Source organism: Pseudomonas sp. LBUM1645 (genome assembly GCF_059716185.1).
In genome coordinates this window covers 6,874,614-6,900,770 of record NZ_CP166811.1, presented here as the reverse complement: position 1 = coordinate 6,900,770, position 26,157 = coordinate 6,874,614, and the positions used below count along the sequence as shown (strand labels likewise).

Below are 26,157 nucleotides of genomic sequence, written 5' to 3'. Positions count from 1 at the left end.
AGCTCGCTCCCACATTTGTTTTGTGTTGTCTGTGAAAAATAATATCCGCAGGAGCGTGGGAAATGCGTTGGGCGACTTATTTCGCCGTGTTGGCGTCTGTCTTGAGTGTCGGCCTGGCCTTGGGAGTCAGCATGCCGTTGGTGTCGTTTCGCCTGGAAGGCTGGGGTTACGGCTCGTTCGCGATCGGCGTGATGGCAGCGATGCCCGCCATTGGCGTATTGCTGGGGGCAAAGATCTCCAGCCATCTGGCCGCGCGTCTGGGCACGGCCAATCTGATGCGTTTGTGCCTGTGGGCCGGGGCGTTGTCCATCGGTTTGCTGGCGCTGTTGCCGAGTTATCCGATCTGGCTGGTATTGCGGCTGATGATCGGGGTGATCCTGACCCTCGTCTTCATCCTCGGCGAAAGCTGGATCAACCAACTGGTGGTCGAGCAATGGCGCGGGCGATTGGTGGCGCTGTATGGCAGCAGCTATGCGCTGAGTCAGCTGGCCGGGCCGTTGCTGCTTGGCGTTGTGGGTACCGAACACGATTACGGATTCTGGGTTGGCGTCGGTTTGTTGATGGCGGCACCGTTCCTGTTGCTGGGCCGTAGTGGCGCGCCTACCAGTGAAGCCTGCAGCGTGACCTTCAGCGACTTGCTGGGCTTCTGCCGTGGCCTGCCGGCGATTGCCTGGGCGGTGTCGCTGTTCGCAGCGTTCGAAGCGATGATCCTGACGTTGTTGCCGGTTTATTGCCTGCGTCAGGGCTTTACGACGGAAATTGCGTTGGCGATGGTCAGCACGGTGGTGGTGGGTGATGCCTTGCTGCAATTGCCGATTGGCGCACTGGCTGATCGCTTGTCGCGACGTACGTTGTTCACCGGGTGTGCAGTGGTCCTGCTGATATCGAGCCTGGCCATCCCTTTGTTGATCGACACGTTGCTGATCTGGCCGTTGTGGGTGTTGTTCGGTGCCAGTGCCGGTGGCTTGTTCACCTTGTCTCTGATCCTGATCGGCGAGCGCTATCGCGACGATGCTCTGGTGCGCGCCAATGCGCATATCGCGCAGCTGTGGGGTATCGGTTGCCTGGTCGGGCCGCTGGCGGCCGGTGCCGGCAGTCAGTGGATCAGCGGGCATGCGTTGCCGCTGCTGATGGCGGCCGGTGCGCTGGGGTTGGTGATTCTGCTGTCGCGCCAAGGCGCGTTTGGCACGGTGCAACCCGCATAGATCAAAAGATCGCAGCCTTCGGCAGCTCCTACAGGAAACCGTATTTCAACCGTAGGAGCTGCCGAAGGCTGCGATCTTGGCGATTCAAGCTACAGCATCCGCTCCAGGCCGACGGTGGTGCTCATCCACGCATTGAAGCGACGCCACCAAGTCCCCGGCTCCTTGGTTAGCGTGTGCAGTTTGCCGTTATCTTCGGTGACCCAGACAATCTGGCCATTTTCCAGCTTGGCCTGATAACTCAGGGCCGGCGCCATGCCTTGAAACGCCAGTTCACGCACGCGCGCGGCGAGTTCCGGGCTGTCCACCAGCACCCCGACTTCGGTGTTCCACAGCACTGAGCGTGGGTCGAAATTGAACGAGCCGATGAAAGACTTCTGCTGGTCGAAGATCATCGCCTTGCTGTGCAGGCTGGAGTCGGAGCCGCGGTAGGACTTGCTGTAGAACAGATGGGGTCCGCTGCCGCCACCTTCGCCAGGCTGGCGACGCAATTCGAACAGCTGCACGCCATGCTCCAGCAGTGCCTTGCGATACGGCGCGTAACCGCCATGCACCGCCGGGACGTCAGTGGCTTCCAGTGAGTTGGTCAGCAGGCTCACCGACACCCCGGCATCGGCGCGCCCGGTCAGGTACACCAGCCCCGGCTGGCCGGGTACGAAGTAGGCCGACATCATGATCAGCTCTTTGCTGACGCCATTGAGCTCGGGCGCCAACTGCGTGGTCAGCAGCAACTGTGGGTCGGGCTCGCCGTCGGCCAGCACCTTGCTCGGCGCGTCCCACAGTGCCTGGTTCCAGGCCCAGATCAACTCCCGACGCCAGATTGCCAGGCGCGGGTGAGTGGTGAAGGTCATCAACTGCTGGTAGAGCGCGTGATTCTGTTTGCGCGTTTCCTCAAGCGATTCTTCCAGTCGGGTCCGGGTGTTTTCCAGGTCCCTGGCCGTCGGTTTGCTCGAGAGGAACTCGTCGATCGGTTTGCTCAGCGCACTGTTCCAGTATTGGTCGAAACTATGGCCCAGTTGCTCGGCGACCGGGCCGACACCGAGCATGTCGATGTCAGTGAAATTCAGGTTGGGTTCGGCATCGAAGTACTCATCCCCCAGATTGCGTCCGCCGACGATGGCCATGCTGTTGTCGGCCAGCCACAGCTTGTTGTGCATGCGCCGGTGTTGCTGCGACAGGTTGAGCAACCGTCCCACCGTTCGTGTCACACCGGTACTGCGGCCAAGGTGCAGTGGGTTAAAAACACGGATCTGAATCTGCGGATGTGCCGCCAGCGTGGCGATGATCCGGTCCAGGCCATCGCTGGTAGTGTCGTCGAGCAGAATGCGTACGCGCACGCCGCGGTCGGCAGCCTTGAGCAGCTCGTCCACCAGCATTCGTGTGCTGATGCCGTCGTGAACGATGTAGTACTGCAAATCCAGGCTGCTTTGGGCGTTGCGGATCAGCTCGGCGCGGGCCGTGAAGGCTTCGGTGCTGTCGGACAGCAGGCGAAAGCCGGATTTCCCTTCGTGGGGGGCAGCCTGAGCCTGAATCGAGCGACCGAACGCCGAGTCACTGGCGGGCAGCGCCTGGCTGGGTTCGCGCGGAACGTTGAACGTCGCACAGCCGCCGAGGAACGAGGCGAGTAACAGAAGAGCGAGCAGGGGCTGTCTGACTCTCACGTGGGATCGTTCCGATTGGCGGCAGGTGTCGGCATATGGACGCTGGATTCCCGAGAAAGGTCAGTCGGTGATGCAGTCGGTTTCCGCGAGCAGTTTGATCGCTGCGGCACCGACCTTGCGCACCGCGTCTTCGATCTGCGGTGTTGGCTTGGCAGCGTAGTTCATCCGCAGGCAATTGCGGTATTTGCCGGAGGCGGAAAAGATACTGCCGACGGCAATCTGTACGCCTTGATCATGCAGCGCACGATTCAGTTTCAGGGTGTCGAAACCCTCCGGCAGCTCGACCCAGAGCATGAAGCTGCCCTGGGGGCGACTGGCGCGGGTGCCGACCGGGAAATAGCGGGTGACCCAATCGATCATCACGTCGCGATTGCGCTGGTATTGGGTGCGCATCCGTCGCAAATGCGGCTCGAAGTGCCCCGCTTTGAGGAATTCGGCGATGGCAATCTGCGGCTGCGGCGCCGTGGAACCGGTGCTGATGTATTTCATGTGCAGCACACGTTCCAGATACCGTCCCGGCGCCACCCAGCCAATACGCAGCCCCGGCGCCAGAGTCTTGGAAAAGGAACTGCACAGCAGGACGCGGCCGTCTTCGTCGAAGGATTTGATCGTGCGCGGGCGCGGGTAGGTGTAAGCCAGTTCGCCATACACATCGTCTTCGATGATCGCTACGTCGAAGCGCTGTGCGAGTGTCAACAACGCGCGTTTGCGCGACTCCGGCATGATGTAGCCCAGCGGGTTGTTGCAGTTTGGGGTCAACTGTATGGCCTTGATCGGCCATTGTTCCAAGGCCAGTTCCAGAGCATCAAGGCTGATCCCGGTGAGCGGGTCGGTGGGGATTTCCAGGGCTTTCATGCCCAGGCCCTTGAGGGTCTGCATGGCGCCGTGAAAGCTCGGCGAGTCCACGGCGACAATGTCGCCCGGGTCGCAGATGGCGCGGATGCTGGTGGACAGCGCTTCGTGGCAACCCGTAGTGATCACCAGGTCGTGGGCCGTCAATTGGCAACCGGAATCCAGCATCAGACGGGCGATCTGTTCGCGCAGTTCGAGGGTGCCGTAGATGTTGTCGTAATACAGACCGGGCATGTCCTGCCGGCGGCTGATCCGCGCCAGGTTGCGCAGCAGCGGTTTCATGGTTGGCGTGGTGATGTCCGGCATGCCGCGGCCCAGTTGCACGACGTTCTTGCGTGGCACGGCGCGAATCAACTCCAGCACCTGATCCCACTGGGAAATATCCACCGGACGCTGGGCCGGGCGACCAATGGCCGGCAGCTCCGGCAGCTCGCGACCCACCGGAACGAAGTAGCCGGATTTGGGTTTCGGTGTCGCCAACCCGCTGTCTTCCAACACGCGATACGCCTGCTGCACGGTGCTCAGGCTGACACCGTGCTCAACACTCAACGCCCGCACCGACGGCAGCCGGTCACCGGGGCGATAGAAGCCCTGTTCGATACGCGTGCCGAGCAATTCGGCGAGGTTGACGTAAAGGGTCATGGCGCAGTCTCGGTGTGGATGATTCGGTTAACCAGTACAGATGGGTCGAAAATATGGGATTCAGACGCTGAAATGCAAAATCTGTATGGAGTTAATACAGTCTCGTTGAATCTGTAATGCTTTTCGCCGTCGACGCATCATGAAAGCTCTGGCTACCCAAGTAAACAGGAGCAATCAAAATGAACGGCTTGAGCGATGTGCGGCTGACGTTACACAGTCAGGAACTGGCGGCAGGGCAAAACAACGGCGCACGCGAGGCGGTCATGCGCAACGCACCGTCCGGCCTGAGTCGCTGGGGTCTGTTCTGGCATCGTCTGCACACGCGCAAGGCGTTGCTGGAGCTCACGACTGAGCAGCTTAAGGACGTCGGGTTGAGTCGGGAGCAGGCGCGGGAGGAGGGGCTTAAGCCTTTCTGGCGGATCTGAGGCTTGTGGTGTCCTTGCGGCCGCCATCGCGGGCAAGCCTTGCTCCTACAGGTTAGTGTTGATCTCAAGAACGACGCATGACCTGTAGGAGCAAGGCTTGCCCGCGATGGCGTCGCTACAGGTGCTGAAAACTTTTCAGACCAACTCCTTAAGCCGATGCCACAACATCCCCAACGCCAACAACGGCGAGCGCAAATGCTTGCCGCCCGGAAAGGTAATGTGCGGCACCTTGGCAAACAGATCAAACCCACCACCCTGCTGACCACTGATAGCCTCAGCCAACAACTTCCCCGCCAGGTGCGTGGCATTCACGCCATGACCGGAGTAAGCCTGGGCGTAATACACATTCGGCTGATCCTTGAGCCGGCCGATCTGCGGCAGACGGTTGGCGCCAATGCCGATCATCCCGCCCCATTGAAAGTCGATCTTCACCCCGGCCAGTTGCGGGAAAACCTCCAGCATCTTCGGCTGCATGTAGGCGGCGATGTCCTTCGGGTCGCGACCTGAATAGTGACAGGCGCCGCCAAACAGCAAGCGTCGGTCCGCCGAGAGCCGGTAGTAATCCAGCGCCACCCGTTGATCGCAGACCGCCATGTTCTGCGGCAGCAGTGAGTGAGCGAGCGCTTCACTCAACGGTTCGGTGGCGATGATGTAGCTGCCGGCGGGCAGCACCTTGCCGCCGAGTTCGGGATTGAGTTCATTGAGGTAGGCGTTGCAGCCCAGCACCAGCGTCTTGGCGCGAACAGAGCCCTGGGCGGTATGGACCTTGACCTCGGGGCCATAATCGATGCGGGTGACTGCCGATTGTTCGAACAGCTTCACCCCCAACTGCTGCGCGGCGGCCGCTTCGCCCAGTGCCAGATTCAGCGGGTGCAGATGCCCTGAGCCCATATCGATCAAACCGCCGACGTAGCGGTCGGAACCCACAACGGAATGCATTTCACTGGCTTGCAGCAGACGGGTTTCGTAACGGTAACCGAGACTGCGCAGCTCTTCGGCGTCTTCGGCAAAACCTTCAAGGTCGCGAGGCTTGTTAGCGAGGTCGCAATAACCCCAGGTCAGATCGCAAGGGATCTGAAAACGCTCGACGCGCTGTCGGACGATTTCCACCGCTTCCAGTCCCATGAGTTTCATCTGACGCACGCCGTCCGCACCGATCACGTTGGCGAACTGATCGAGGCCGTGGCCGACGCCCCGAATCAACTGCCCGCCATTGCGCCCGCTCGCGCCCCAGCCGATCTTGTGCGCTTCGAGCAGGACCACACTGAAGCCGCGTTCGGCCAGTTCGAGTGCCGTGTTCAACCCGGAGAACCCGCCACCGACCACGCACACGTCAGCCACCAGGTCGCCTGTGAGCACCGGATGATCGGGCTGCGGCAGGCTGCTGGCGGCGTAATAAGAGGCAGCGGGCTGGTGGTTCGGGGCAGGTTGCTGAGCACCGGCATTCATGTGCGTGATCCTGATTCGTGTGTTTAGAAAACTTGACGGAGCATAAGCCGGACCTTCGGACACGGGCAACACTGGTCGGTTGGTGCTGTCTGGATCGGGGCTTTTACGTCAGAATCCCGCTCTATTCCGCTTTTGGTCACCGCTTCGATGAGCTGCAACAGTCAGAAAATTCGCACGCTACGGCAGCAGATCCCCTCGTTCGAGTGCGTGCCCGGCTGCCATGACTGCTGTGGGCCGGTAACCACCTCACCGGAAGAAATGTCCCGCCTGCCGCGCAAGACCCGCGCTGAGCAGGATGCGGCGATGGATGAGCTCAATTGCGTTCACCTCGGACCCAACGGCTGCACCGTGTATGACGAGCGGCCACTGATCTGCCGGTTGTTCGGCACCACCAAGACCTTGCCGTGCCCGAATGGGCGGGGGCCGGTGGAGCTGATTCATCCACGGGTCGAGAAGCAGATTCATGAGTACATGGCTTCGACCCGGCAGGTGCTGGTTTAGGCGTCGCCAGCTAAAAGATCGCAGCCTTCGGCAGCTCCTACATTGGAACGCGTACACCTGTAGGAGCTGCCGAAGGCTGCGATCTTTTGATCTTCAATCCGGAATCGGCAAACACAAACTCTCTTTCACCTCTTCCATCACGATGTAGCTCTTGGATTCGCGCACATGCGGCAGCTTGAGCAGGATGTCGCCCAGCAGTTTGCGGTACGAGGCCATCTCGGATATCCGCGCCTTCACCAGATAGTCGAAATCCCCTGACACCAAATGGCACTCCAGCACGTGGGGAAGTTTCAGGACCGCGCGTCGGAACTCTTCGAAAGTATCGCCGGATTTGTAGTCGAGACTGATCTCGACGAATACCAGAAGACTACCCTTGAGGTGCTGCGGATTGAGCCGGGCGTTGTAGCCCATGATGATCCCTTCGCGCTCCAGCCGCCGGACCCGCTCTGTACACGGCGTGGTCGAGAGCCCGACCTTTTCCCCCAGCTCGGTGAAGGAGATCCGTCCGTCCGCTTGCAGGATCCGCAGGATGTTGCGGTCGATCTTGTCCAGCTCACGTTTGGTCTGAGTGTTGGTACGCATAGGGGATGCGCCTCCGTGAAAAGCGTTTTTGCCGAGAATTCTCGCCAAATATAGGCACTTATATAGTGAAAAGCACTGCCTAATCTTTTTTACACTGCGCACATCAATGCTCGACAACTACGAACGTCAGCGGCAAGCCGCGATGAGGGATATGAAAATGCGCGTTATGGTCTTGGGTAGCGGCGTCATCGGTACCACCAGTGCTTACTATCTGGCGCGTGCCGGGTTTGAAGTGGTGGTCGTGGACCGTCAGCCGGCCGCTGCCATGGAGACCAGTTTCGCCAACGCCGGGCAGGTTTCGCCGGGTTATGCCTCGCCGTGGGCTGCGCCGGGGGTGCCGCTCAAGGCCATCAAGTGGCTGTTGCAGCGCCACGCACCGTTGGCGATCAAGGCCACCGCCGACATCGGCCAGTACCTGTGGATGGCACAGATGCTGCGCAACTGCACCGCCAGCCGTTATGCGGTGAACAAGGAGCGCATGGTCCGTCTGTCCGAGTACAGCCGTGACTGCCTCGACGAATTGCGCGCCGAAACCGGCATTGCCTACGAAGGCCGTAGCCTCGGTACTACGCAACTGTTCCGCACCCAGGCTCAACTCGACGGCGCCTGGAAAGACATCGCCGTGCTGAAAGAGTCCGGCGTGCCGTTCGAACTGCTCGACCGTGCCGGCATTGCCCGCGTTGAGCCGGCGCTGGCCAGCGTCACCGACATCCTCGCCGGTGCCCTGCGCCTGCCGAACGACCAGACCGGCGATTGTCAGATGTTCACCACCCGCCTGGCCGAAATGGCCGTGAAACTCGGTGTGGAATTCCGCTTCGACCAGGACATTCAACGCCTCGACTACGCCGGCGACCGCATCAATGGTGTCTGGATCGACGGCAAGCTGGAAACCGCTGATCGCTACGTGCTGGCCTTAGGCAGCTACTCGCCGCAACTGCTCAAGCCGCTGGGGATCAAGGCGCCGGTGTATCCGCTCAAGGGTTATTCCCTGACCGTGCCGATCACCAATCCGGCGATGGCCCCGACATCGACTATCCTCGATGAGACCTACAAGGTCGCGATCACCCGTTTCGACAATCGCATCCGCGTCGGCGGCATGGCTGAAATAGCCGGTTTTGACCTGTCGCTGAACCCGCGTCGGCGCGAAACCCTGGAGATGATCGTCAACGACCTCTATCCTCAGGGCGGCGATCTGGCCCAGGCGAGTTTCTGGACCGGTCTGCGTCCGACTACACCGGACGGCACGCCGATCGTGGGTGCTACGCCGTTCAGCAATCTGTTTTTGAACACGGGTCACGGCACGCTTGGTTGGACCATGGCGTGCGGTTCCGGTCGCTTGCTGGCCGATCTGATGGCGAAGAAAACGCCGCAGATCAGCGCCGAAGGCCTCGATATTTCCCGTTATGGAAAAAAACTTCAGGAGTCTGCAAAACATGTCAATCCAGCGCCAGCTCACCAATGAGCGCATGAGCCAGATCGTAGTCCACAGCGGTACCGTGTATCTGGCAGGGCAGGTCGGCGACGATATGAACGCCGGGATTGAACAGCAGACCCGTGAAACGCTTGCCAACATCGAGCGTTTGCTGGATCTGGCCGGGACCGACAAGAACCGTCTGCTGTCGGTGACGATTTACTTGAAAGACATTGATGCACACTTTGAAGGCATGAACGCGGTCTGGGACAAGTGGCTGCCAAAAGGGGTCGCACCGGCCCGTGCCACCGTTGAATCGAAGTTGTGCGAACCGGAAATCCTGGTTGAGCTGTCGGTTGTCGCCGCTCTGCCATAAACCCGTCAGAAAGATCCCTCTCCCGGTGCTACTGGCGGTTCACGCCGTCAGCCAGCGCCGGTTTTTATTCCCATGACCGCCTAGAAGTCTGCCGCCATGCGTCCAGCCCGTGCCCTGATCGACCTTCAAGCCCTGCGTCACAACTACCAAATCGCCCGTGAAGTCACGGGGGCCAAGGCCCTCGCGGTGATCAAGGCCGATGCCTACGGTCATGGCGCGGTGCGTTGCGCCCAAGCGCTGGAAGCCGAGGCAGACGGTTTCGCCGTGGCCTGTATCGAAGAAGCGTTGGAGCTGCGAGCCGCGGGCATTCGTGCGCCGGTGTTGTTGCTGGAAGGTTTTTTCGAGGCTGATGAGCTGTCGCTGATCGTCGAGCATGACTTCTGGTGCGTGGTGCATTCGCTGTGGCAGCTCGAAGCCATCGAGAAAGCGGCACTGAGCAAGCCGATCACGGTCTGGCTCAAGCTCGATTCGGGCATGCATCGGGTGGGCTTGCATCCAAAGGATTATCAGGCGGGCTATCAACGGCTGCTGGCCAGCGGCAAAGTCGCGAAGATTGTTCTGATGAGCCACTTCGCCCGGGCCGATGAGCTGCACAGTCAGGCCAGTGCTGAACAGGTCGCGGTGTTCGAAGCGGCGCGCCAGGGCTTGTCGGCTGAGGTCAGCCTGCGTAACTCGCCGGCAGTACTCGGTTGGCCGCAGATTCCAAGTGATTGGGTTCGCCCGGGCATCATGCTCTACGGCGCGACTCCGTTTGAAGAAGCCAATGCCGTGGCGTCCCGCCTGCAACCGGTAATGACCCTCGAATCGAAAGTGATTTGCGTGCGTGAACTGCCGGCCGGCGAGCCGATCGGTTACGGCGCCACATTCATCACCCAGAAACCAATGCGCGTGGGCGTGGTGGCCATGGGTTACGCCGACGGCTACCCACGTCAGGCACCGACCGGTACGCCAGTGATGGTTGCCGGGCAGCGCAGTCAGTTAATTGGCCGGGTGTCGATGGACATGCTCTGCATCGACCTGACCGATGTGCCGCAAGCCGGCCTCGGTTCGACCGTCGAGTTGTGGGGCAAAAATATCCTCGCCAGTGACGTGGCGGCGGCTGCGGGCACGATTCCTTACCAGATCTTCTGCAACTTGCGCCGGGTGCCAATGCTCTATTCCGGGGCTTAGGTCAAAGCCCCCCGACCGAAAGTCGCTTCGCCGAACAGGATTCAGGTCCAAGTGTTGTAAATACTGAACGCTGTCGCCATGATAACGCTCAATATTCCAACAACCTGAATCCCTGGAGGCTCCAGCATTGGACGTCGGTGAACGACTGCAATCCATCCGTAAGCTCAAAGGACTTTCCCAGCGTGAACTCGCCAAGCGCGCGGGCGTCACCAACAGCACCATTTCGATGATCGAGAAGAACAGCGTCAGCCCCTCGATCAGTTCGCTGAGGAAGGTACTGGGCGGGATTCCCATGTCCATGGTCGAGTTCTTTTCCGAAGAGATCCTGCAGGAAAAACCGACTCAGATCGTCTACAAAGCCAACGAGCTGATCGATATTTCCGATGGCGCAGTGACCATGAAGCTGGTCGGCAGGGCTCATCCGAGCCGGGCTATCGCGTTCCTCAATGAAATCTACCCGCCAGGCGCCGACACCGGTGACGAGATGCTCACCCATGAGGGCGAGGAAACCGGGATTTTGCTCGAAGGTCGACTTGAACTGGTGGTGGGGCTTGAAACTTTTGTGCTCGAAGCCGGCGACAGCTACTACTTTGAAAGTACTAAACCGCACCGTTTCCGTAATCCGTTCGATGCGCCAGCGCGACTAATCAGCGCAGCTACTCCAGCGAATTTCTAAGAAAAGAGGCGTCCCGCCAGTATTGCGGAGGTGCCCGAGTTGTTTTTCCGCCACGCATAAGACCCCTTCGACTTTAGGGTTGTTTCAGTGTGGCGGGCTTACCGTTATACTTGCGCCCGCCTGCGAACCGTGGCCGTGGGCGTGACTAGCCACCATTGAGGGTGAACGCGTGAATCTAATTATGAAAATGCTGGCCGTACCAGCAACCGTATTGGCCCTTTGGGCAGTCAGCGCACAAGCTGCGACCAACGACGATATTGCTAAACGCCTTGAGCCAGTCGGCCAGGTTTGCGTTCAGGGTAAAGAGTGCAAGGGGATGGAAGTTGCTGCATCTGCGGGTGGTGGAGATGCCAAAACCCCAGACTCAGTGATTGCAAAACATTGCAACGCTTGCCATGGCACCGGCCTGTTGGGCGCGCCGAAAATTGGTGATGCCGCAGCTTGGGGCGAGCGCGCCAAGAAAGAAGGCGGCCTTGACGGCTTGCTGGCGAAAGCCATCTCCGGCATCAATGCAATGCCTCCAAAAGGCACCTGCGCCGATTGCGCAGACGCCGATCTCAAAGGCGCCATCCAGAAGATGTCCGGCCTGAAATAAGCCTTCATCTTCATCAAAAAGCCGCTTTCGAGCGGCTTTTTTGTGCCTGCGATTTACGCCCGAGACTGTTCATTGCAGCAAAGACCCGGCAAGCTCGGTCCAACCCCAGTTCACGGAATGTAAGGGAGGATCAGATGGTGCAGCTGTGTTCTATCGAGCAAGCGGTCGATGATGTCCTGGCACGGTTGCCGGCGCATATCCACATGGGCCTGCCCCTCGGTCTGGGCAAACCCAACCATTTCGTCAACGCGCTGTTTCAACGCATCGCGCAGTTGCCCGAACGGCAGCTGACGATCTACACCGCCCTGTGCCTGGGCCGTCCTTCCTTGGGCGACGGTTTGCAAAAGCGTTTTCTCGAGCCCTTCATCGAGCGGGTTTTCGGCGATTATCCGGAACTGGATTTCCTGGCCGACCTGCATCGCGACAGCCTGCCGTCCAACATCCATGTTCAGCAATTCTTCATGCAACCCGGCAGCCTGCTCCACAGCGCACAGGCCCAGCAGGATTACGTCAGCAGCAATTACAGTCACGCCGCTCGAGACATCAACGCCGCCGGTTTGAACCTGGTGGCGCAATTGGTGGCGAGCCACAGCGAGCATCCCGACCGCCTGAGCCTGAGCTGCAACCCGGACATCACCCTCGACCTGTTCCCCATGATCGCCAAGCGTCGGGCGGCGGGGGAGACGATCCTGCTGGTGGGCCAGGTGCACAACGATTTGCCCTACATGCCGGGGGACGCGCAAGTCGGCATGGACGCTTTCGATCTGCTGATCGACGAGAAGGACACGACCACACTGTTCTCCACGCCGAACATGCCGGTGGGTTTTCAGGATCACTTCATCGGGCTGCACGCCAGCACGCTGGTGCGCGACGGCGGCACTTTGCAGATCGGCATCGGCGCCATGGGTGATGCCCTGACCGCTGCGCTGCTGGCGCGGCAGGCCGACAATGGCGGTTACAAGGCATTGCTGACGGAGATAAATCTCAGCCAATGGGCGCAGTTGATCGACCGCGAAGGTGGCGTCGAACCCTTCGCCAAGGGCCTTTACGGTTGCAGCGAAATGTTCGTCAACGGCTTGCTGGTGCTGGCCGACGCCGGGATTGTGCGGCGCAAGGTCTACCCCGATGTACCGACCCAGGAACAGGCGAATGCCGGCACGCTGGACGAAGCCGCGCAGACTGACGGCATCTCGGTGCATGGCGGTTTCTTCCTTGGGCCGCGCAGTTTCTATGAGCGCCTGCGCGAGTTGCCGCAAAGCAAGCGGCTCGAATTCAACATGACCCGCATCAGCTACATCAACGAGCTCTACGGTCAGGAAGAACTCAAACGCTTGCAGCGCCTCGATGCGCGTTTCATCAACACCGTGTTCACCATGACCTTGCTGGGTGCCGGCGTGGCCGATCAGCTTGAAGACGGGCGAGTACTCAGCGGCGTCGGCGGGCAATACAACTTCGTCGCCCAGGGCCATGCGCTGGAAGGCGCGCGTTCGGTGTTGCTCCTGCGCAGTTGGCGCGAGTCGGGCGGTGAGGTCAGTTCGAACATCGTCTGGGAGTACGGCCATTGCACGATCCCGCGACACCTGCGAGACATCGTGGTCACCGAGTACGGCATCGCCGATCTGCGGGGCAAGACCGATGCGGCGGTGATCGAGGCGTTGCTGAACATCAGCGATTCACGCTTTCAGTTGGGGCTGATCGAGCAGGCTCAGGCAGTCGGCAAGTTGCCGAAGAACTTCCGTATTGATCCACGGTTTGCCGACAACAGTCCGCAGCGCTTGCAGGCCATTCAAGCGCGGCATCCGCAGTTGTTTCCGGAGTATCCGTTGGGCTGTGATTTCACCGCAGAGGAGAAGGATTTGTTGCGGGCGCTGAACTGGTTGAAGAGCAAGTTCAAGCTCACGGAGATTCTGGAACTGGGCAAGGCAGCGCTGGATGCGCCGGAACCTTCATCGTTTCCCGAGCATCTGGAGCGGATGCAGCTGACCAACCCGGAAGGGCTGAAAGAGGATTTGTTTCAGCGGCTATTGCTCACCGGCCTCAAAGCCACCACGCAATAACCGCCAATACAAAACCCTGTAGGAGCCGAGCTTGCTCGCGATGAGGCCATAACATTCAACATCAATATTGACTGTCCGGCCGCCATCGCGAGCAAGCTCAGCTCCTACAGGTTCGGTGGTGTGGCTTTTATTCGATGAAGGTTACGACGCCGCCGGCCAGCGACTGCACGCGGGCCAGGGATTCAACGCGATAACCCTGAGCATCCAGTTCCGCACGACCACCCTGGAACGACTTCTCGATCACGATACCCAGACCCGCGACGGTAGCGCCGGCCTGTTTGATGATCGAGATCAGCGCTTGCGACGCCTTACCGTTGGCCAGAAAGTCATCGATGATCAGCACGCGGTCGCTGCTGGTCAGGTGGCGCGGGGAGATCGCCACGGTGCTTTCGGTCTGCTTGGTGAACGAGTAAACGGTCGCCGACAGCAGGTTTTCGGTCAGGGTCAGGGACTGATGCTTGCGCGCAAAAATCACCGGTACGCCGAGGTTCAGGCCGGTCATGATCGCCGGCGCAATGCCCGAGGCTTCGATGGTGACGATCTTGGTGATGCCCGAATCCTTGAACAGCGTGGCGAATTCGTCGCCGATCAGCTTCATCAGGGCCGGGTCGATCTGGTGGTTCAGAAAGGCGTCGACTTTCAGGACCTGGTCGGAAAGCACGATGCCTTCTTCGCGAATTTTCTTGTGCAGTGCTTCCATGAAGCTTTCCTCTAAGGACGGCTATGCGTCTAAGGCTGGTTAAAAAGTAGTCGATTCTAGCGCTTTAACATCGCGCGTATATCCGCCAATGCGGTATTGCCGCGAACGGCTTTGACTTCGACGGGTATATCGTCGGTGCCTTCCCAGGCCAAGTCGTCCGGCGGCAGTTCATCGAGGAAGCGGCTCGGGGCGCAGTCGATGATCTCGCCGTATTGCTTACGCTTGGCGGCGAAGGTGAAGGCCAGCGTCTGACGCGCTCGGGTAATTCCGACGTAAGCCAGCCGACGTTCTTCTTCGATGGTGTCGGCTTCGATACTGGAACGGTGCGGGAGGATTTCCTCTTCCATGCCCATGATGAACACGTAGGGGAATTCCAGACCCTTGGAGGCGTGCAAGGTCATCATCTGCACACCTTCGGCGCCGTCTTCCTCTTCCTGCTGACGTTCCAGCATGTCGCGCAGGACGAGTTTGCCGATGGCGTCTTCGACGGTCATCTCGCCTTCTTCGTCTTTTTCGAGGGTGTTCTTCAACGCCTCGATCAAGAACCAGACGTTACCCATGCGGTAATCGGCGGCCTTGTCGCTGGAACTATTGGTGCGCAGCCAGTTCTCGTAGTCGATGTCCATGACCATGCTGCGCAGCGCCGAGATCGGGTCTTCACCGGCGCACTGCTCGCGGACCTTGTCCATGAAGCGCTTGAAGCGCGACAGTCGATCGGTGAAGCGCGTATCCAGATGCTCGCCCAGACCGATTTCGTCGGTGGCGGCGTACATCGAGATTTTGCGTTCGGTGGCGTAGTTGCCAAGCTTTTCCAGCGTGGTCGAACCGATCTCCCGGCGTGGGACGTTGATCACCCGCAGGAAGGCGTTGTCGTCGTCCGGGTTCACGATCAGGCGGAAGTAGGCCATCAGGTCTTTCACTTCCTGACGTCCGAAAAAGCTGTTGCCGCCGGACAGGCGATACGGAATCTGGTGGTGTTGCAGCTTCAGCTCGATCAGCTTGGCCTGGTAGTTACCGCGGTACAGGATCGCAAAATCGCTGTATGGCCGATCCGTGCGTAAGTGCAGGGTCAGCAGTTCCACGGCCACGCGCTCGGCTTCGGCGTCTTCGTTGCGGCAACGGATCACGCGGATTTCGTCGCCGTGGCCCATCTCACTCCACAGTTGTTTTTCAAACTCGTGCGGGTTGTTCGAGATCAGCACGTTGGCGCAGCGCAGGATGCGGCTGGTGGAGCGATAGTTTTGCTCCAGCATCACCACTTTCAGGGACGGGTAATCGTCCTTGAGCAGCATCAGGTTTTCCGGGCGGGCGCCGCGCCAGGCGTAGATCGACTGGTCGTCGTCGCCTACCACGGTGAACTGGTTGCGCGTGCCGATCAGCAACTTCACCAGCAAATACTGGCTGGCGTTGGTGTCCTGGTATTCGTCCACCAGCAGGTAGCGGACTTTGTTCTGCCATTTTTCGAGGATGTCGGCGTGTTCCTGGAACAGCTTCACCGGCAGCAGGATCAGGTCGTCGAAGTCCACCGCGTTGAACGCCTTGAGCGTGCGCTGATAGTGGGTGTAGACGATGGCGGCGGTCTGTTCCTTGGGGTTGCGCGCGTTTTCCAGGGCTTCGGGCGGCAGGATCAGGTCGTTTTTCCACGAGCCGATCATGTTCTTGATCTCGTCGACGCCGTCGTCGCCCGAGTATTCCTTCTGCATGATGTCGGTCATCAAGGCTTTGACATCGGTCTCGTCGAAGATCGAGAAACCCGGCTTGTAGCCCAGCCGCACGTGTTCCTTGCGGATGATGTTCAGGCCCAGATTGTGGAAGGTGCAGACGGTCAGGCCGCGGCCTTCGCCGCCCTTGAGCAGCGTGCCGACCCGTTCCTTCATCTCGCGCGCGGCCTTGTTGGTAAAGGTCATGGCGACGATGTACTGGGCGCGAATGCCGCAATTCTGGATCAAGTGGGCGATCTTGCGCGTGATCACACTGGTCTTGCCGGAGCCTGCGCCGGCGAGCACCAAAAGAGGGCCGCCGACGTAGCTCACGGCTTCTTGCTGCCGGGGATTGAGTCGGGACATACGAAATCAGGGAGTCGTTTGCGAAATGGGCCGGCATTTTAACAGGCTCAGCGAATTGTGCTGCTCTCTCCGACTTGTGACGCAGCACGCTATCTATATTTGCCGGTTTTGATACTTTCACGCAGGATGCGCGATGAATGTGCGTCTATTGTTCGTTATTCAAGATACAAAGCCGCGTTTGATAACCGAGGTCATTTGGTCATTGGTTACCGGCGCTGCATAATGCCCGCCGCCTACATCTTTGCAGAGTCTAGGGAGCTAGCTTGTCTACGCCTGTCGAACCCTTGCGTTTGCTGCTACTGGCCGAAGAGCCAGCGTGGGCAGCGTTGTTGCGCGAGTGTCTGGCTCCAATGGGGAGCTCGACCGTGCTGATCAGCGCGCCGAGCTGGGAGTCGGTCAGCAGTCTGTTCGATGACAACCGCAGCGCGGTGTTGTTGACGATTCCAGCGCTCCAACCTCTACCTGGCCGTTGCAGCCTGCCGACGGTATTGCTGCTCGAGCATGAGCCGCTGTCGCCACCCGATGGGGTGAGTGACTGGCTGGTACGCGATCACCTCGATCCCGGCATGTTGCGCCGGTGCCTGCGGCATGTGCGCGAGCGGGGCCTGCTGGAAAACACCCTGCAGCGCCTGGCCGAGCAAGACCCGCTGACCGGCATCGCCAACCGCCAGGGTTTCCAGACCTTGCTGGCGGCACGCTTGGCGGAAAACGACGGCCGCGGCATGGCCCTTGGTCACCTCGACCTCGATAACTTCCGTCACGCCAACGATGCCCTCGGCCACCAGGCCGGTGACCGGTTGATCCTGCAAGTGGTCGCGCGGCTGAAAAGCCAGCTTGAGGCCAGCGATCAACTGGCACGGCTGGGCAGTGATGAGTTCGCCCTGCTGATCGACACCCGCCGCGCGCCTCAGCGCGCCGAATGGATGGCCGAACGCATTACCGAAGCGTTGGCCGAGCCTTACTGGGTCGACGGCGAAAGCCTGTTGATCGGTTCCAGCCTCGGTATTGCCCACGCCCGGGCCCAGGCCGGCGCCGACCCGCTGATGTGGCACGCACACATCGCCATGCAGCAGGCCAAAAGCACTCAAGGCTGCACTTTTCACATCTTCAACGAACGCATCAATCGCAATGCCCGCAGCATGGCCGACCTCGAAAGTGAGCTGCGCCGGGCGTTGCGCCGGGATGAATTGGAACTGCATTACCAGCCACGCCTGAACCTTGAGGACGGGCAGATCGTCGGCCTCGAAGCCTTGGTGCGCTGGCGTCATGGCGAGCGCGGCTTGCTGCCACCCAGCGAATTCGTGCCGCTGGCCGAGCAGAGCGGTTTGATTGTGCCGCTGGGTTACTGGGTGATTTCCCGCGCCCTGCGCGACATGCAGGCGTTGCGCGAACTGGGTTTGCCGGCGTTGCACATGGCAATCAACCTGTCGTTCCGACAGTTTCAGGACAGCCAGTTGCTGTCGACCCTGAGTCGGTTGATTGCCGAGCGCGGCGTCGAGGCGCAATGGCTGGAGTTCGAGCTGACTGAAACCGCGGTGATGCGCCGCAGCGATCTGGTCAAACAGACCATGGATGCCCTGGGGCGTCTGGGTGTGCGCTTCTCCCTCGACGACTTCGGCACCGGTTTCTCTTCGTTCGTGCACCTCAACAGCCTGCCGATTGCCTTATTGAAGATCGACAAGAGCTTTGTCGGCGGCATGGAACAGCGCGAAGAGAATCGCAAACTGGTCCACGCGATGATCAATCTGGCACACAACCTCAATCTTGAAGTGGTCGCCGAGGGCGTAGAAACGCCGGAGCAACTGGATCTGTTGCGCGGGTTTGGCTGCGATCAGGTGCAGGGATATTTGATCAGCAAGCCGTTGCCGTTGGCGGAGCTGGTTGAATACCTGACCTTCGGCAGCAGCCAGCAGTCTGCACAGGAAGTCGTGAACTAACGAGGATTCTGTAGGAGCAAGGCTTGCCCGCGATGCAGGCGACACGGTCTTGCAGGCACACCGCGTTATCGTTCATCGCGGGCAAGCCATGCTCCTACAGGGATCTCAGTCAGGCTGAGCCATCTGGAAACCAGCCTGAGACGACGGCTCCTGCCTGATCATCCGCTTCATCTTCCACTCAAACGCCCACGTCAGACTCACCGCCGCGCACGCCAGCCCCAGCGCCAATCCCCACCAGACACCTGTCGGCCCCCAATTCAAATGGAAGGCCATCCACCAGGCAGCCGGCGCGCCAATCAGCCAATAGCAGCCCAAACCCACCAGGAACGTGGTCTTGGCATCTTTGAGTCCGCGAATGCAGCCCATGGCGATGGTTTGCGTGCCGTCGAACAGCTCGAACCACGCGGCGACCGCCAACAGGCTCACGGCCAGGTTGATTACGTCGCGAAACGCTGGGTCGTTGTGGTCCAGGAACAAACCGATCAACTGATTCGGCAGCAACCAGAAGACCATGGCGAAGGCAAGCATCGCCGCCGCGCCAAAGGCGATGCCGACCCGTCCGGCCAGCCGTGCATTCAGCAGTTGCCCGGCGCCGTAGTGCTGCCCGATGCGCATGGTGATCGCATAGGAAATCCCCGCCGGAACCATGAACGCCACCGAGACGATTTGCAGGGCGATCTGGTGTGCGCCCATTTGCGTACTGCCCATGGTGCCCATGCACAGCGCGGCGAACGCAAACAGTCCGACTTCCACCGCGTAGGTGCCACCAATCGGCAGGCCCAGGCGCCACAGTTCCTTCAGATACTGACGGTTAGGCCGCGACAGGCCCTGACGCAAGGGATAAGCGTCGTAGGCCGGATGCCGACGGATGTGCCAGGCCAGCGCCAGCGCCATGCAGTTGGCGACAACAGCGGTGACCAGTCCGATGCCCATCAACCCCAGTTTCGGCAGACCGAACATGCCGGTGATCAATGCGTAATTGAGCAGGAAGTTGGCCACGGTGCCGCCGAGGCTGATGACCATCACCGGTGTTGCCCGGCCGATGGCGCTGGTGAAGCCGCGCAGGGCCATGAAGCTCAGGTAGCCGGGCAGGGCGAACGGCAGGATCAGCAGGAACTGCCCGGCCGCGTGGACGTTGGTTTCGGTCTGGCCGAACAGCAGCAACACCGGTTTGAGGTTCCACAGCAGCAGTCCGGCCACCAACGCCATCAACCACGCTAGCCATAACCCGGCCTGGGTCAGCCTGGCGGCGCCGACGATGTCGCCGGCACCCTGACGGATGGCCACGAGTGTGCCGACCGCGGCGATCACGCCAATGCAGAAGATCGACACGAACGAGTAAGTCGCTGCGCCCAGGCCGCCACCGGCCAGCGCCTCTGGACTCAGGCGCGCCATCATCAAGGTGTCGGTGAGGACCATCAGCATGTGCGCCAACTGCGAGGCAATCAACGGCCCCGCCAGCCGCAGGATGGCCCAGAGTTCGGTACGTGCTGGATGCTGCATGGTCATCACGCCTCGATTATCAGAGTGAACAGGAGAGAGCCGATTCTCGGCGCTCTGCGGGGTTTTCACAAAGGGATAAAAAGGATGGGTTGCATGAGTCAAACTCATGCTGAAGAGTTTCTGCTAGGGTGACCGAATCCCGCTATAGGAGCTTTCCGAATGTCTCGTCGTCTTCCTCCCTTGTATGCCCTGCGCGCATTCGAAGCGGCGGCGCGGCACAGCTCGTTTACCCGTGCGGCCGAAGAGCTATCGATCACCCAAAGCGCGGTCAGTCGGCACATTCGTACGCTAGAAGAGCATTTTGCCTGTCGGCTGTTTCACCGCAGCGGACGCAATCTGCAACTGACCGAGTCGGCGCGGTTGATCCTGCCCGGCATTCGCGAAGGCTTCACTGCCCTGGAGCGGGCCTGCAATACCTTGCGTGCCGAAGATGACATCCTGCGCATGAAAGCGCCGTCGACCCTGACCATGCGCTGGCTGCTGGCACGGCTCAGCCGCTTTCGGCACCTGCAACCGGGCAACGAGGTGCAATTGACCAGCGCCTGGATGGACGTCGACTCGGTGGACTTCAACCATGAACCGTTCGATTGCGCCGTCATCCTCAGCAACGGGCATTTTCCGCCGGACTGGGAGGCGAGTTTCCTGTTCCCGGAAGAGCTGATTCCAGTCGGCGCGCCGAATCTTCTGCAGGATCAACCGTGGGATGTCGCACGACTGGCCAATGCCGAACTGCTGCACCCGACGCCGGACCGACGCGACTGGCGCAGTTGGCTGGAACGCATGGGGCTGGCGGATCAGGTGTCGCTCAAGGGCGGGCAGGTGTTCGACACGCTGGAACTGGGCATGATCGCCGCCGCCCGAGGCTATGGCGTGTCCATGGGCGATCTGCTGATGGTGGCGGAAGATGTGGCTCAGGGACGTCTGAGTCTGCCGTGGCCGACGGCCGTCGCCAGCGGTGAGAAATATTACCTGGTCTGGCCGAAAACTCGCCCCGGTGGTGAACGTTTGCGCAGGCTCAGCGACTTCCTGCAAGGCGAAGCCCGAGCAATGGAATTGCCCGATGTTCAACACTTGGGCTGAATCGATAGAGCCGCCGCAATGGCGGCCTTGAGCCATATCCCGGTTAATTACTCAAGTATTCCGATTTTCCGCCGAAAATGCAGGTGGAACCTTCGTGCAGGTTCGACGCAATTCCCATTATTAGAATTTTGCTGAGTGTGCAGCCAGATCAAGGAAGATCCGGTCGCTCGGCCAGGAGCTGTCATGTCTCAACCTCGTGCCCGGATCGCCTCACAGCTTGGTCTTGCGCTTGCCGTGATACTGGCGATTGTCATCAGCGGCAGTACCGTGTTCGCCCTGCGTTCGCTGGACACCGCCAACCTCGCCACCCGCGAAGAGCACCTGGCCAGTGAAGCCCGGTTGCTGGCCGATCAGTTGAGTACCTTTCACGGCACGTTGCGTGAAAGCACCCAGCGCCTGAGCGGTCTGTTCGAGAAGCGCTTCAGCGCCGGTTTGAGCGTGCACCCGGATGAACCGGTGGCGGTAGCGGGCGCGCAGACGCCGGGGCTGCACCTGGGCAGCGAAGTGCTGAACAACAATTTCAAGGAAGTGGACGAGTTCAAGCAAATGACCGCCGGCGTTGCGACGGTGTTTGTGCGCAGCGGCGAAGACTTCATCCGGGTCAGCACGTCCCTGAGCAAACAGGACGGCAGCCGGGCCATCGGCACACTGCTCGATCACGCGAACCCGGCCTATGCCCGCTTGATGGCAGGGCAGGCCTACGTCGGTCGCGCCTTGCTTTTCGACCGGTCCTACATGACTCAGTACACCCCCGTACGTGACAGCGGCGGTAAGGTGATTGCCGTTCTGTTCGTAGGATTCGACTACACCGACGCGCAGAACGCGCAGTTTGCCAACCTCAAGCGCTTCCGTATCGGCCAGACCGGTTCCCTGGCGCTGCTGGATGAGCAGAGCAAATGGCTGGTGCCGATCGCGGGCGTGCAAGCGCTGGATCAGGCGACTCCGACCATCGTTGGCTTGGCGAAAACGCCGGGCAAGGGCGAGTTCTGGAGTGACAAGTCAGAAGATTTCTACAGCATTGCCGTACCGTTTGAAGGCGGCCCATGGTCGGTCGTGGCGAGCATGCCGAAAACAGAAATCCGTGCCGTGACCTGGAGTGTCGGCATTCAATTGGCGATTGGCAGTCTGCTGGCGATGTTGATCGCTGTGGGGGCGGCGGTCTGGTTGCTACGCAGCAAACTCGCACCTTTGGGTGATCTGGTGCGTCAGGCGGAAGCCTTGGGCGCCGGTGATTTGAGCGTGCGGCTGAACGTGTCGAGCAACGACGAGATCGGTCAATTGGCCCGCGCGTTCAATCAGATGAGCCAGGCGCTGTCGACCATGGTCGAGCACATCCGCAAGGCCTCGCAAGAGGTCAACAGCCGCGCCCAGGCCTTGTCCGGTCTGTCCGGTGGCGCCTATGAAGGGATGGAGCAGCAGTCGGGCGAAATCACCAGCATGGCCGGCGCCGTGGAAGAGTTCAGCGCAACGTCCCTGAACATCGCCGACAACATGGGCAACACCCAGCGTCTGGCCCAGGAAAACGCACAGCAAACCCAGATCGGTCGTACGTCGATGGACGAAGCGTCCTCGTCTCTGGAGCAAATCGCTGGTGCGCTGAACAGCACGGCGACAGTGATCAATACCTTGGGTCAGCGCTCCCAGGAAATCGGTGGCATCGTCGGTGTGATTACCTCGATTGCCGATCAAACCAACTTGCTGGCGCTCAACGCCGCCATCGAAGCCGCTCGTGCCGGCGAACAGGGTCGTGGCTTTGCGGTGGTCGCCGATGAGGTGCGCAACCTGGCTTCGCGTACTCGCCAGGCGACAGATGAAATTTCCGGCATGATTCAAAGCATCCAGCAGGAAACCGGCAACGCCATCAGCACCATGGAGCAGGGCAACCTGTTGATGCAGGAAGGCCTGTCGCGCAACGCCAACGTGGCTTCGGCCCTGGCACGGATCGATGAGCAAAGCCATTCTGCCGGTCAGCAATTCGCGGCGATCACCACCGCGACTCAAGAGCAGAGCAGTACCGCCACCTTGCTCAGCAGCAACCTGCAAAGCATTGCCCTGGCGAACAGCGAGCAGCGCGAAGTGGTATCCAATCTGGCGATCACTGCCAAAGAGTTGGAGAAGCTGGCGGCGGATTTGCGGCATGAGGTTGACCGGTTCCGCTGAGGCGGCTCTGAAATAGCCATCGCGAGCAAGCTCGCTCCCACAATGGAAGTAGGGTGTTCACAAGTTCTGTGTTCACATCAATCTATGTGGGAGCGAGCTTGCTCGCGATGGGATCACCTCAATTCCTGCTTTAGCCCCAACCCCCGAATCCGATAATTTTGAGACCGGTGTTAGACATTTAGCTCATGTGTTGCGCTTTTTAAGCTTGATGAATCGTTTCAGCAAGACTATAAAAACGACACAACTCCAAGAAAGGCTCCCGTCATGACTCCGCTCAAACTCATCATCGCTCTCGGTGCGCTGTCGGCTACCTCCCACGCCATGGCCTGGGACTACGTGCTGCTCGACACCGACAAAGCGGCCCAGAACTGGCAGATCACCAGTCAGCAGCTCGGCATCAAAACCGGCAAACCCTTCTCGGTCACCCTGCGCACCTTGCACGGCGGTCGGCAGGAGGGCGTCAGCATCGTCGACATCGATAACGGCACGATGAAGCTTTCGGTGGTGCCGACCCGCGGGATGAACGTCCTGCAGGCGTCGGTCGGTGATGTGCGCATGGGTTGGGATTCGCCGGTCAAGGACGTGGTCAATCCATCCTTTATCGAACTCAACGGTCGCGGCGGGTTGGGCTGGCTTGAGGGCTTTAACGAACTGGTCGCTCGCTGCGGCTACGAGTGGGTCGGCCATCCGGGCATGGACAATGGTGAACTGCTGACGCTCCACGGCCGCGCCGCCAATATTCCGGCCAGCAAAGTCACTTTGCACATCGATGAAAAACCGCCTTACGCCATCAGCCTGCGCGGCGAGCTCAAAGAGCAGGCGTTCAAGAAAGTCGACTTCTCCGTCGCGACCGAACTGGTCACCGAGCCCGGTAGCGCAGCGTTCGCCCTCAACGACACCCTGACCAACAACGGCGATTATCCAAAGGAATACCAGGCGCTGTATCACAGCAACTTCAGCACCCCATTCCTGGAGCAGGGCGCCCGTTTCGCCGCACCGGTGAAACAGGTCTCGCCGTTCAACGACAAGGCCAAAGGGGATCTGCCGGACTGGCAAACCTACCGTGCGCCGACCAAGGACTACGACGAAACGGTTTACAACGTTGTGCCGTATGCCGACGCCAAGGGCGATACGCTGACCGTGCTGCACAACAAGGCCGGCAGCCTCGGAGTTTCCGTGGGTTTCAATACTCAACAGTTGCCGGTGTTCTCCCTGTGGAAAAACACGGACACCCAAGGGCAGGGCTATGTCACGGGTCTTGAGCCGGGGACGAGCTTTTCCTACAACCGCCGGTATCAGCGGCCACTCGGTTTAGTGCCGACGATTGGGGTTAAAGAGCAGAAGCAGTTCCAGATCAGCTACAGCTTGCTGGCGGATAAGGCGGCTGTGGATAAGGCGTTGAAGACAGTGAGTGAGATTCAGGGCGGGCGGGAGACGGAGATTCGGCAGACGCCGTTGGTGGATTTGTCCAAGTAGTAACTCGGGGAATTTACTCGTCCTTGAACGCGTCTTTGACGGCGAGCGTGATGCGTTCACCAATCTCAGGTCGCTGCGTGAGCAAAGGGTAGCGTTTGAGCAGTTTGTTGGAGACGGTATAGCCGTTTTGCCGGACTGCCCGAATGATCTGATCCAGTTCATTGTCGGGCGCCTCAAGAAACTCCTTGATGTTTCGGCGAGCGGTGTCATTGGCAAGAAGGAGCTGCGCCTCGATGCGCATCTCAAGCGTCAGCGTCTCGTCGATTACCTGCGCCAGATACATCGCATGAGCTGTCAGGTCTGGATAACGCCAGGCGGGCAAGGCGTCTTCGTAGCCACTGAAATGTAAGTTGTAGTGAACGCCGTCATCAGCCTCCACGGTTTCACCAAATCGATACTGAGTGGCGTAATGCTGCATCAGCGGGCGCGAAAACCTTTCAAGTACACGATCGTAGGCAGCCTTGTTTTGCGTGCTGTGCGTAATCGTCGCGGAAACTGGAAGGATAATGGGCGCGGGCAGCACCCCATCGCGTCTCAGTACATCGTTGATCAGGAACCTCGAAATTCGTCCGTTGCCGTCAGCCATCGGGTGCACGTAAACGAAGCCAAAGGAGGCAACGGCAGCACGAATGATGGAGGATTGACCTTGAGTGTTTAGCAAAAATTGACTCAGTCCTTCAAGCATCGAACGGGTGTGGTCCCAATGCGGTGCTATGTAGTCAACGACGGGTTGGTAATGCGCCATGTGTCCAACGTAAACAGGAGAGCGGCGCACGCCGTAGCGCAGCGCAGTCTTTCCGAGAATTTCACCCTGTAGGGCTTCCAGTATTTCCGGAAGCAATGGATCAGCATGTTTACCGGACTCGGTTTCCATAACGCTGGCGAAGCGACGAATTCGATCCTCTTTGTCTTGCTCGTGTTCGATGAGGAAACTGGCGCGGCTTTCCTTGACGGTTAGCCAAACAGTACTGCGCATGATCAGGTCGATACCGAAATCAGACTCGAGCTCTTCCAGTTTTGCGGCGATGTCGTAGCGCTCTGCGGCTTGGACTTCCTGGTTTCGGCGAATGAGGGGGCAGTACGCGTTGGTGCCCGGTAAATTGTCTCGAATGCGCCAACGCGGGTTATTAACCGCTGATCCTGCGAAGTACTCCTCAGGATTCAACGCATCGACATAGTTGCCTCGCTTGGCGGGTAATACGTCCAGTTCATCCGACATCAACCATTCGTAGAAGAAGCATGCTCGCCGAGCAAATATCCCGGTAGGCTCTCGGGTAATCCAAAGCTCAAGCGCCTTTTTTGCGCCTTCATGTGCGAACAAACGTGCGAGGAATTCGAGGTGGACGCCTTCATACCGCAGAGCAAAGGCCAAGTGATCGCTTAGCTGAGGCTGTGGACGGTACACCTCCTGATAAACCTCATTGCGAAGATCGCCCACTTGCGTGGTAGATCGGCTTTTCCCTATCTCGCTGCTGACAGGGAACGGCTGTACGGGAGTAATTCCGTACTCGCGTGACAGCCAGACATAGCCGATATTGGGCATAAATTCGCTTGCTCGCGCTTAAAAACGATTAGAAATGCATGGTTCATTAAAAAAAGGCTTACGGCAACCGATCATGAGTCAGCCCCTTACAAT

Annotated in this window: 21 protein-coding genes; 13 read left to right on the top strand and 8 right to left on the bottom strand. The window is 59.7% G+C overall.

Translation table 11 applies throughout. From position 1 onward, the window contains the following. Nucleotides 1-62 precede the first annotated feature (62 nt). A complete protein-coding gene (locus ACA079_RS31515; RefSeq protein WP_497702055.1) occupies nucleotides 63-1,205 on the top strand; it encodes an MFS transporter in 1,143 nt (380 codons plus the stop codon). 89 nt (nucleotides 1,206-1,294) lie between these two features. Here the strand turns inward: ACA079_RS31515 and ACA079_RS31510 are convergent, their stop codons facing one another. Together ACA079_RS31510 and ACA079_RS31505 are read right to left on the bottom strand one after the other, a co-directional pair. Further along, entirely contained in the window at nucleotides 1,295-2,863 is a 1,569-nt protein-coding gene (locus ACA079_RS31510; protein ID WP_497702054.1) for a phospholipase D family protein, read from the bottom strand. Between the two features lie 60 nt (nucleotides 2,864-2,923). Next, complete coding sequence (locus tag ACA079_RS31505) at nucleotides 2,924-4,357, bottom strand: aminotransferase-like domain-containing protein (RefSeq protein ID WP_497702053.1); 1,434 nt, start codon at nucleotides 4,355-4,357, stop codon at nucleotides 2,924-2,926. Between the two features lie 179 nt (nucleotides 4,358-4,536). Here ACA079_RS31505 and ACA079_RS31500 point away from each other — a divergent pair, with 179 nt between their 5' ends. Then, nucleotides 4,537-4,782 carry a DUF1127 domain-containing protein gene (locus tag ACA079_RS31500; RefSeq protein ID WP_140675494.1) on the top strand — a complete coding sequence of 82 codons (246 nt, stop codon included), beginning with the start codon at nucleotides 4,537-4,539 and terminating at the stop codon, nucleotides 4,780-4,782. 135 nt (nucleotides 4,783-4,917) lie between these two features. Here ACA079_RS31500 and ACA079_RS31495 read toward each other — a convergent pair whose 3' ends face one another. Next, nucleotides 4,918-6,231 (bottom strand): NAD(P)/FAD-dependent oxidoreductase, encoded by a 1,314-nt coding sequence (locus tag ACA079_RS31495; protein WP_497702052.1) that lies wholly within the window; start codon nucleotides 6,229-6,231, stop codon nucleotides 4,918-4,920. Nucleotides 6,232-6,378: 147 nt separating this feature from the next. On the opposite strand from ACA079_RS31495, the gene ACA079_RS31490 reads away from it, so the two are divergent. Next, nucleotides 6,379-6,732 carry a YkgJ family cysteine cluster protein gene (locus tag ACA079_RS31490; RefSeq protein WP_007947437.1) on the top strand — a complete coding sequence of 118 codons (354 nt, stop codon included), beginning with the start codon at nucleotides 6,379-6,381 and terminating at the stop codon, nucleotides 6,730-6,732. A gap of 93 nt (nucleotides 6,733-6,825) precedes the next feature. Here the strand turns inward: ACA079_RS31490 and ACA079_RS31485 are convergent, their stop codons facing one another. Then, the gene (locus ACA079_RS31485; RefSeq protein WP_010465173.1) at nucleotides 6,826-7,314 is read right to left on the bottom strand and encodes an Lrp/AsnC ligand binding domain-containing protein; all 489 of its coding nucleotides are present in this window, start codon (nucleotides 7,312-7,314) and stop codon (nucleotides 6,826-6,828) included. A gap of 157 nt (nucleotides 7,315-7,471) precedes the next feature. Between ACA079_RS31485 and dadA the strand changes: the two genes are divergently transcribed. From dadA to ACA079_RS31455, 6 genes are all read left to right on the top strand, one after another. After that, the gene (gene dadA, locus ACA079_RS31480) at nucleotides 7,472-8,776 is read left to right on the top strand and encodes a D-amino acid dehydrogenase (protein ID WP_497702051.1); all 1,305 of its coding nucleotides are present in this window, start codon (nucleotides 7,472-7,474) and stop codon (nucleotides 8,774-8,776) included. Continuing rightward, nucleotides 8,748-9,101: a RidA family protein gene (locus ACA079_RS31475; RefSeq protein WP_429511588.1), complete on the top strand. Its 354-nt coding sequence runs from the start codon at nucleotides 8,748-8,750 to the stop codon at nucleotides 9,099-9,101. Before dadA ends, ACA079_RS31475 begins: the two co-directional genes overlap by 29 nt. 96 nt (nucleotides 9,102-9,197) lie before the next feature. After that, entirely contained in the window at nucleotides 9,198-10,271 is a 1,074-nt protein-coding gene (alr, locus tag ACA079_RS31470; protein WP_056738693.1) for an alanine racemase, read from the top strand. A 127-nt stretch (nucleotides 10,272-10,398) separates the two neighbouring features. Continuing rightward, entirely contained in the window at nucleotides 10,399-10,947 is a 549-nt protein-coding gene (locus ACA079_RS31465; protein WP_008150195.1) for a cupin domain-containing protein, read from the top strand. Between the two features lie 169 nt (nucleotides 10,948-11,116). Continuing rightward, complete coding sequence (locus ACA079_RS31460; RefSeq protein WP_415772221.1) at nucleotides 11,117-11,542, top strand: c-type cytochrome; 426 nt, start codon at nucleotides 11,117-11,119, stop codon at nucleotides 11,540-11,542. A gap of 134 nt (nucleotides 11,543-11,676) precedes the next feature. After that, a complete protein-coding gene (locus ACA079_RS31455) occupies nucleotides 11,677-13,599 on the top strand; it encodes an acetyl-CoA hydrolase/transferase C-terminal domain-containing protein (protein ID WP_497702050.1) in 1,923 nt (640 codons plus the stop codon). 127 nt (nucleotides 13,600-13,726) lie between these two features. Here the strand turns inward: ACA079_RS31455 and ACA079_RS31450 are convergent, their stop codons facing one another. Both ACA079_RS31450 and rep read right to left on the bottom strand, forming a co-directional pair. Further along, on the bottom strand, nucleotides 13,727-14,299 hold the full coding sequence (locus ACA079_RS31450; protein WP_020799401.1) for a xanthine phosphoribosyltransferase: 573 nt from the start codon (nucleotides 14,297-14,299) through the stop codon (nucleotides 13,727-13,729). 56 nt (nucleotides 14,300-14,355) lie between these two features. Beyond that, on the bottom strand, nucleotides 14,356-16,365 hold the full coding sequence (gene rep / locus ACA079_RS31445) for a DNA helicase Rep (RefSeq protein WP_497702049.1): 2,010 nt from the start codon (nucleotides 16,363-16,365) through the stop codon (nucleotides 14,356-14,358). Nucleotides 16,366-16,628: 263 nt separating this feature from the next. Here rep and ACA079_RS31440 point away from each other — a divergent pair, with 263 nt between their 5' ends. Continuing rightward, the gene (locus tag ACA079_RS31440; RefSeq protein WP_497702048.1) at nucleotides 16,629-18,302 is read left to right on the top strand and encodes a putative bifunctional diguanylate cyclase/phosphodiesterase; all 1,674 of its coding nucleotides are present in this window, start codon (nucleotides 16,629-16,631) and stop codon (nucleotides 18,300-18,302) included. 105 nt (nucleotides 18,303-18,407) lie between these two features. Here ACA079_RS31440 and ACA079_RS31435 read toward each other — a convergent pair whose 3' ends face one another. Continuing rightward, entirely contained in the window at nucleotides 18,408-19,805 is a 1,398-nt protein-coding gene (locus ACA079_RS31435) for a NorM family multidrug efflux MATE transporter (protein WP_403142951.1), read from the bottom strand. 159 nt (nucleotides 19,806-19,964) lie between these two features. Here ACA079_RS31435 and ACA079_RS31430 point away from each other — a divergent pair, with 159 nt between their 5' ends. The 3 genes from ACA079_RS31430 to ACA079_RS31420 all read left to right on the top strand — a co-directional run bounded on the left by ACA079_RS31430 (nucleotide 19,965) and on the right by ACA079_RS31420 (nucleotide 24,521). Next, nucleotides 19,965-20,885, top strand: a complete 921-nt coding sequence (locus ACA079_RS31430; protein ID WP_046053830.1) for a LysR substrate-binding domain-containing protein — start codon at nucleotides 19,965-19,967, stop codon at nucleotides 20,883-20,885. 183 nt (nucleotides 20,886-21,068) lie between these two features. Continuing rightward, complete coding sequence (locus tag ACA079_RS31425) at nucleotides 21,069-23,045, top strand: methyl-accepting chemotaxis protein (RefSeq protein WP_497702047.1); 1,977 nt, start codon at nucleotides 21,069-21,071, stop codon at nucleotides 23,043-23,045. Nucleotides 23,046-23,309: 264 nt separating this feature from the next. After that, the gene (locus tag ACA079_RS31420) at nucleotides 23,310-24,521 is read left to right on the top strand and encodes an aldose 1-epimerase family protein (protein WP_497702046.1); all 1,212 of its coding nucleotides are present in this window, start codon (nucleotides 23,310-23,312) and stop codon (nucleotides 24,519-24,521) included. A gap of 13 nt (nucleotides 24,522-24,534) precedes the next feature. On the opposite strand, the gene ACA079_RS31415 is transcribed toward ACA079_RS31420, so the two are convergent. Beyond that, nucleotides 24,535-26,064 carry a Fic family protein gene (locus ACA079_RS31415; protein ID WP_497702045.1) on the bottom strand — a complete coding sequence of 510 codons (1,530 nt, stop codon included), beginning with the start codon at nucleotides 26,062-26,064 and terminating at the stop codon, nucleotides 24,535-24,537. Nucleotides 26,065-26,157 lie beyond the last annotated feature (93 nt).

Coding starts and splice junctions, on each gene's coding strand:
- ACA079_RS31435 (WP_403142951.1), bottom strand. CDS start 19,805: ATGCAGCATCCAGCACGTACCGAACTCTGGGCCATCCTGCGGCTGGCG.
- ACA079_RS31415 (WP_497702045.1), bottom strand. CDS start 26,064: ATGCCCAATATCGGCTATGTCTGGCTGTCACGCGAGTACGGAATTACT.
- ACA079_RS31420 (WP_497702046.1), top strand. CDS start 23,310: ATGACTCCGCTCAAACTCATCATCGCTCTCGGTGCGCTGTCGGCTACC.
- ACA079_RS31495 (WP_497702052.1), bottom strand. CDS start 6,231: ATGAATGCCGGTGCTCAGCAACCTGCCCCGAACCACCAGCCCGCTGCC.
- dadA (WP_497702051.1), top strand. CDS start 7,472: ATGCGCGTTATGGTCTTGGGTAGCGGCGTCATCGGTACCACCAGTGCT.
- ACA079_RS31505 (WP_497702053.1), bottom strand. CDS start 4,357: ATGACCCTTTACGTCAACCTCGCCGAATTGCTCGGCACGCGTATCGAA.
- alr (WP_056738693.1), top strand. CDS start 9,198: ATGCGTCCAGCCCGTGCCCTGATCGACCTTCAAGCCCTGCGTCACAAC.
- ACA079_RS31430 (WP_046053830.1), top strand. CDS start 19,965: ATGTCTCGTCGTCTTCCTCCCTTGTATGCCCTGCGCGCATTCGAAGCG.
- ACA079_RS31490 (WP_007947437.1), top strand. CDS start 6,379: ATGAGCTGCAACAGTCAGAAAATTCGCACGCTACGGCAGCAGATCCCC.
- ACA079_RS31455 (WP_497702050.1), top strand. CDS start 11,677: ATGGTGCAGCTGTGTTCTATCGAGCAAGCGGTCGATGATGTCCTGGCA.
- rep (WP_497702049.1), bottom strand. CDS start 16,365: ATGTCCCGACTCAATCCCCGGCAGCAAGAAGCCGTGAGCTACGTCGGC.
- ACA079_RS31475 (WP_429511588.1), top strand. CDS start 8,748: ATGTCAATCCAGCGCCAGCTCACCAATGAGCGCATGAGCCAGATCGTA.
- ACA079_RS31425 (WP_497702047.1), top strand. CDS start 21,069: ATGTCTCAACCTCGTGCCCGGATCGCCTCACAGCTTGGTCTTGCGCTT.
- ACA079_RS31450 (WP_020799401.1), bottom strand. CDS start 14,299: ATGGAAGCACTGCACAAGAAAATTCGCGAAGAAGGCATCGTGCTTTCC.
- ACA079_RS31485 (WP_010465173.1), bottom strand. CDS start 7,314: ATGCGTACCAACACTCAGACCAAACGTGAGCTGGACAAGATCGACCGC.
- ACA079_RS31500 (WP_140675494.1), top strand. CDS start 4,537: ATGAACGGCTTGAGCGATGTGCGGCTGACGTTACACAGTCAGGAACTG.
- ACA079_RS31515 (WP_497702055.1), top strand. CDS start 63: ATGCGTTGGGCGACTTATTTCGCCGTGTTGGCGTCTGTCTTGAGTGTC.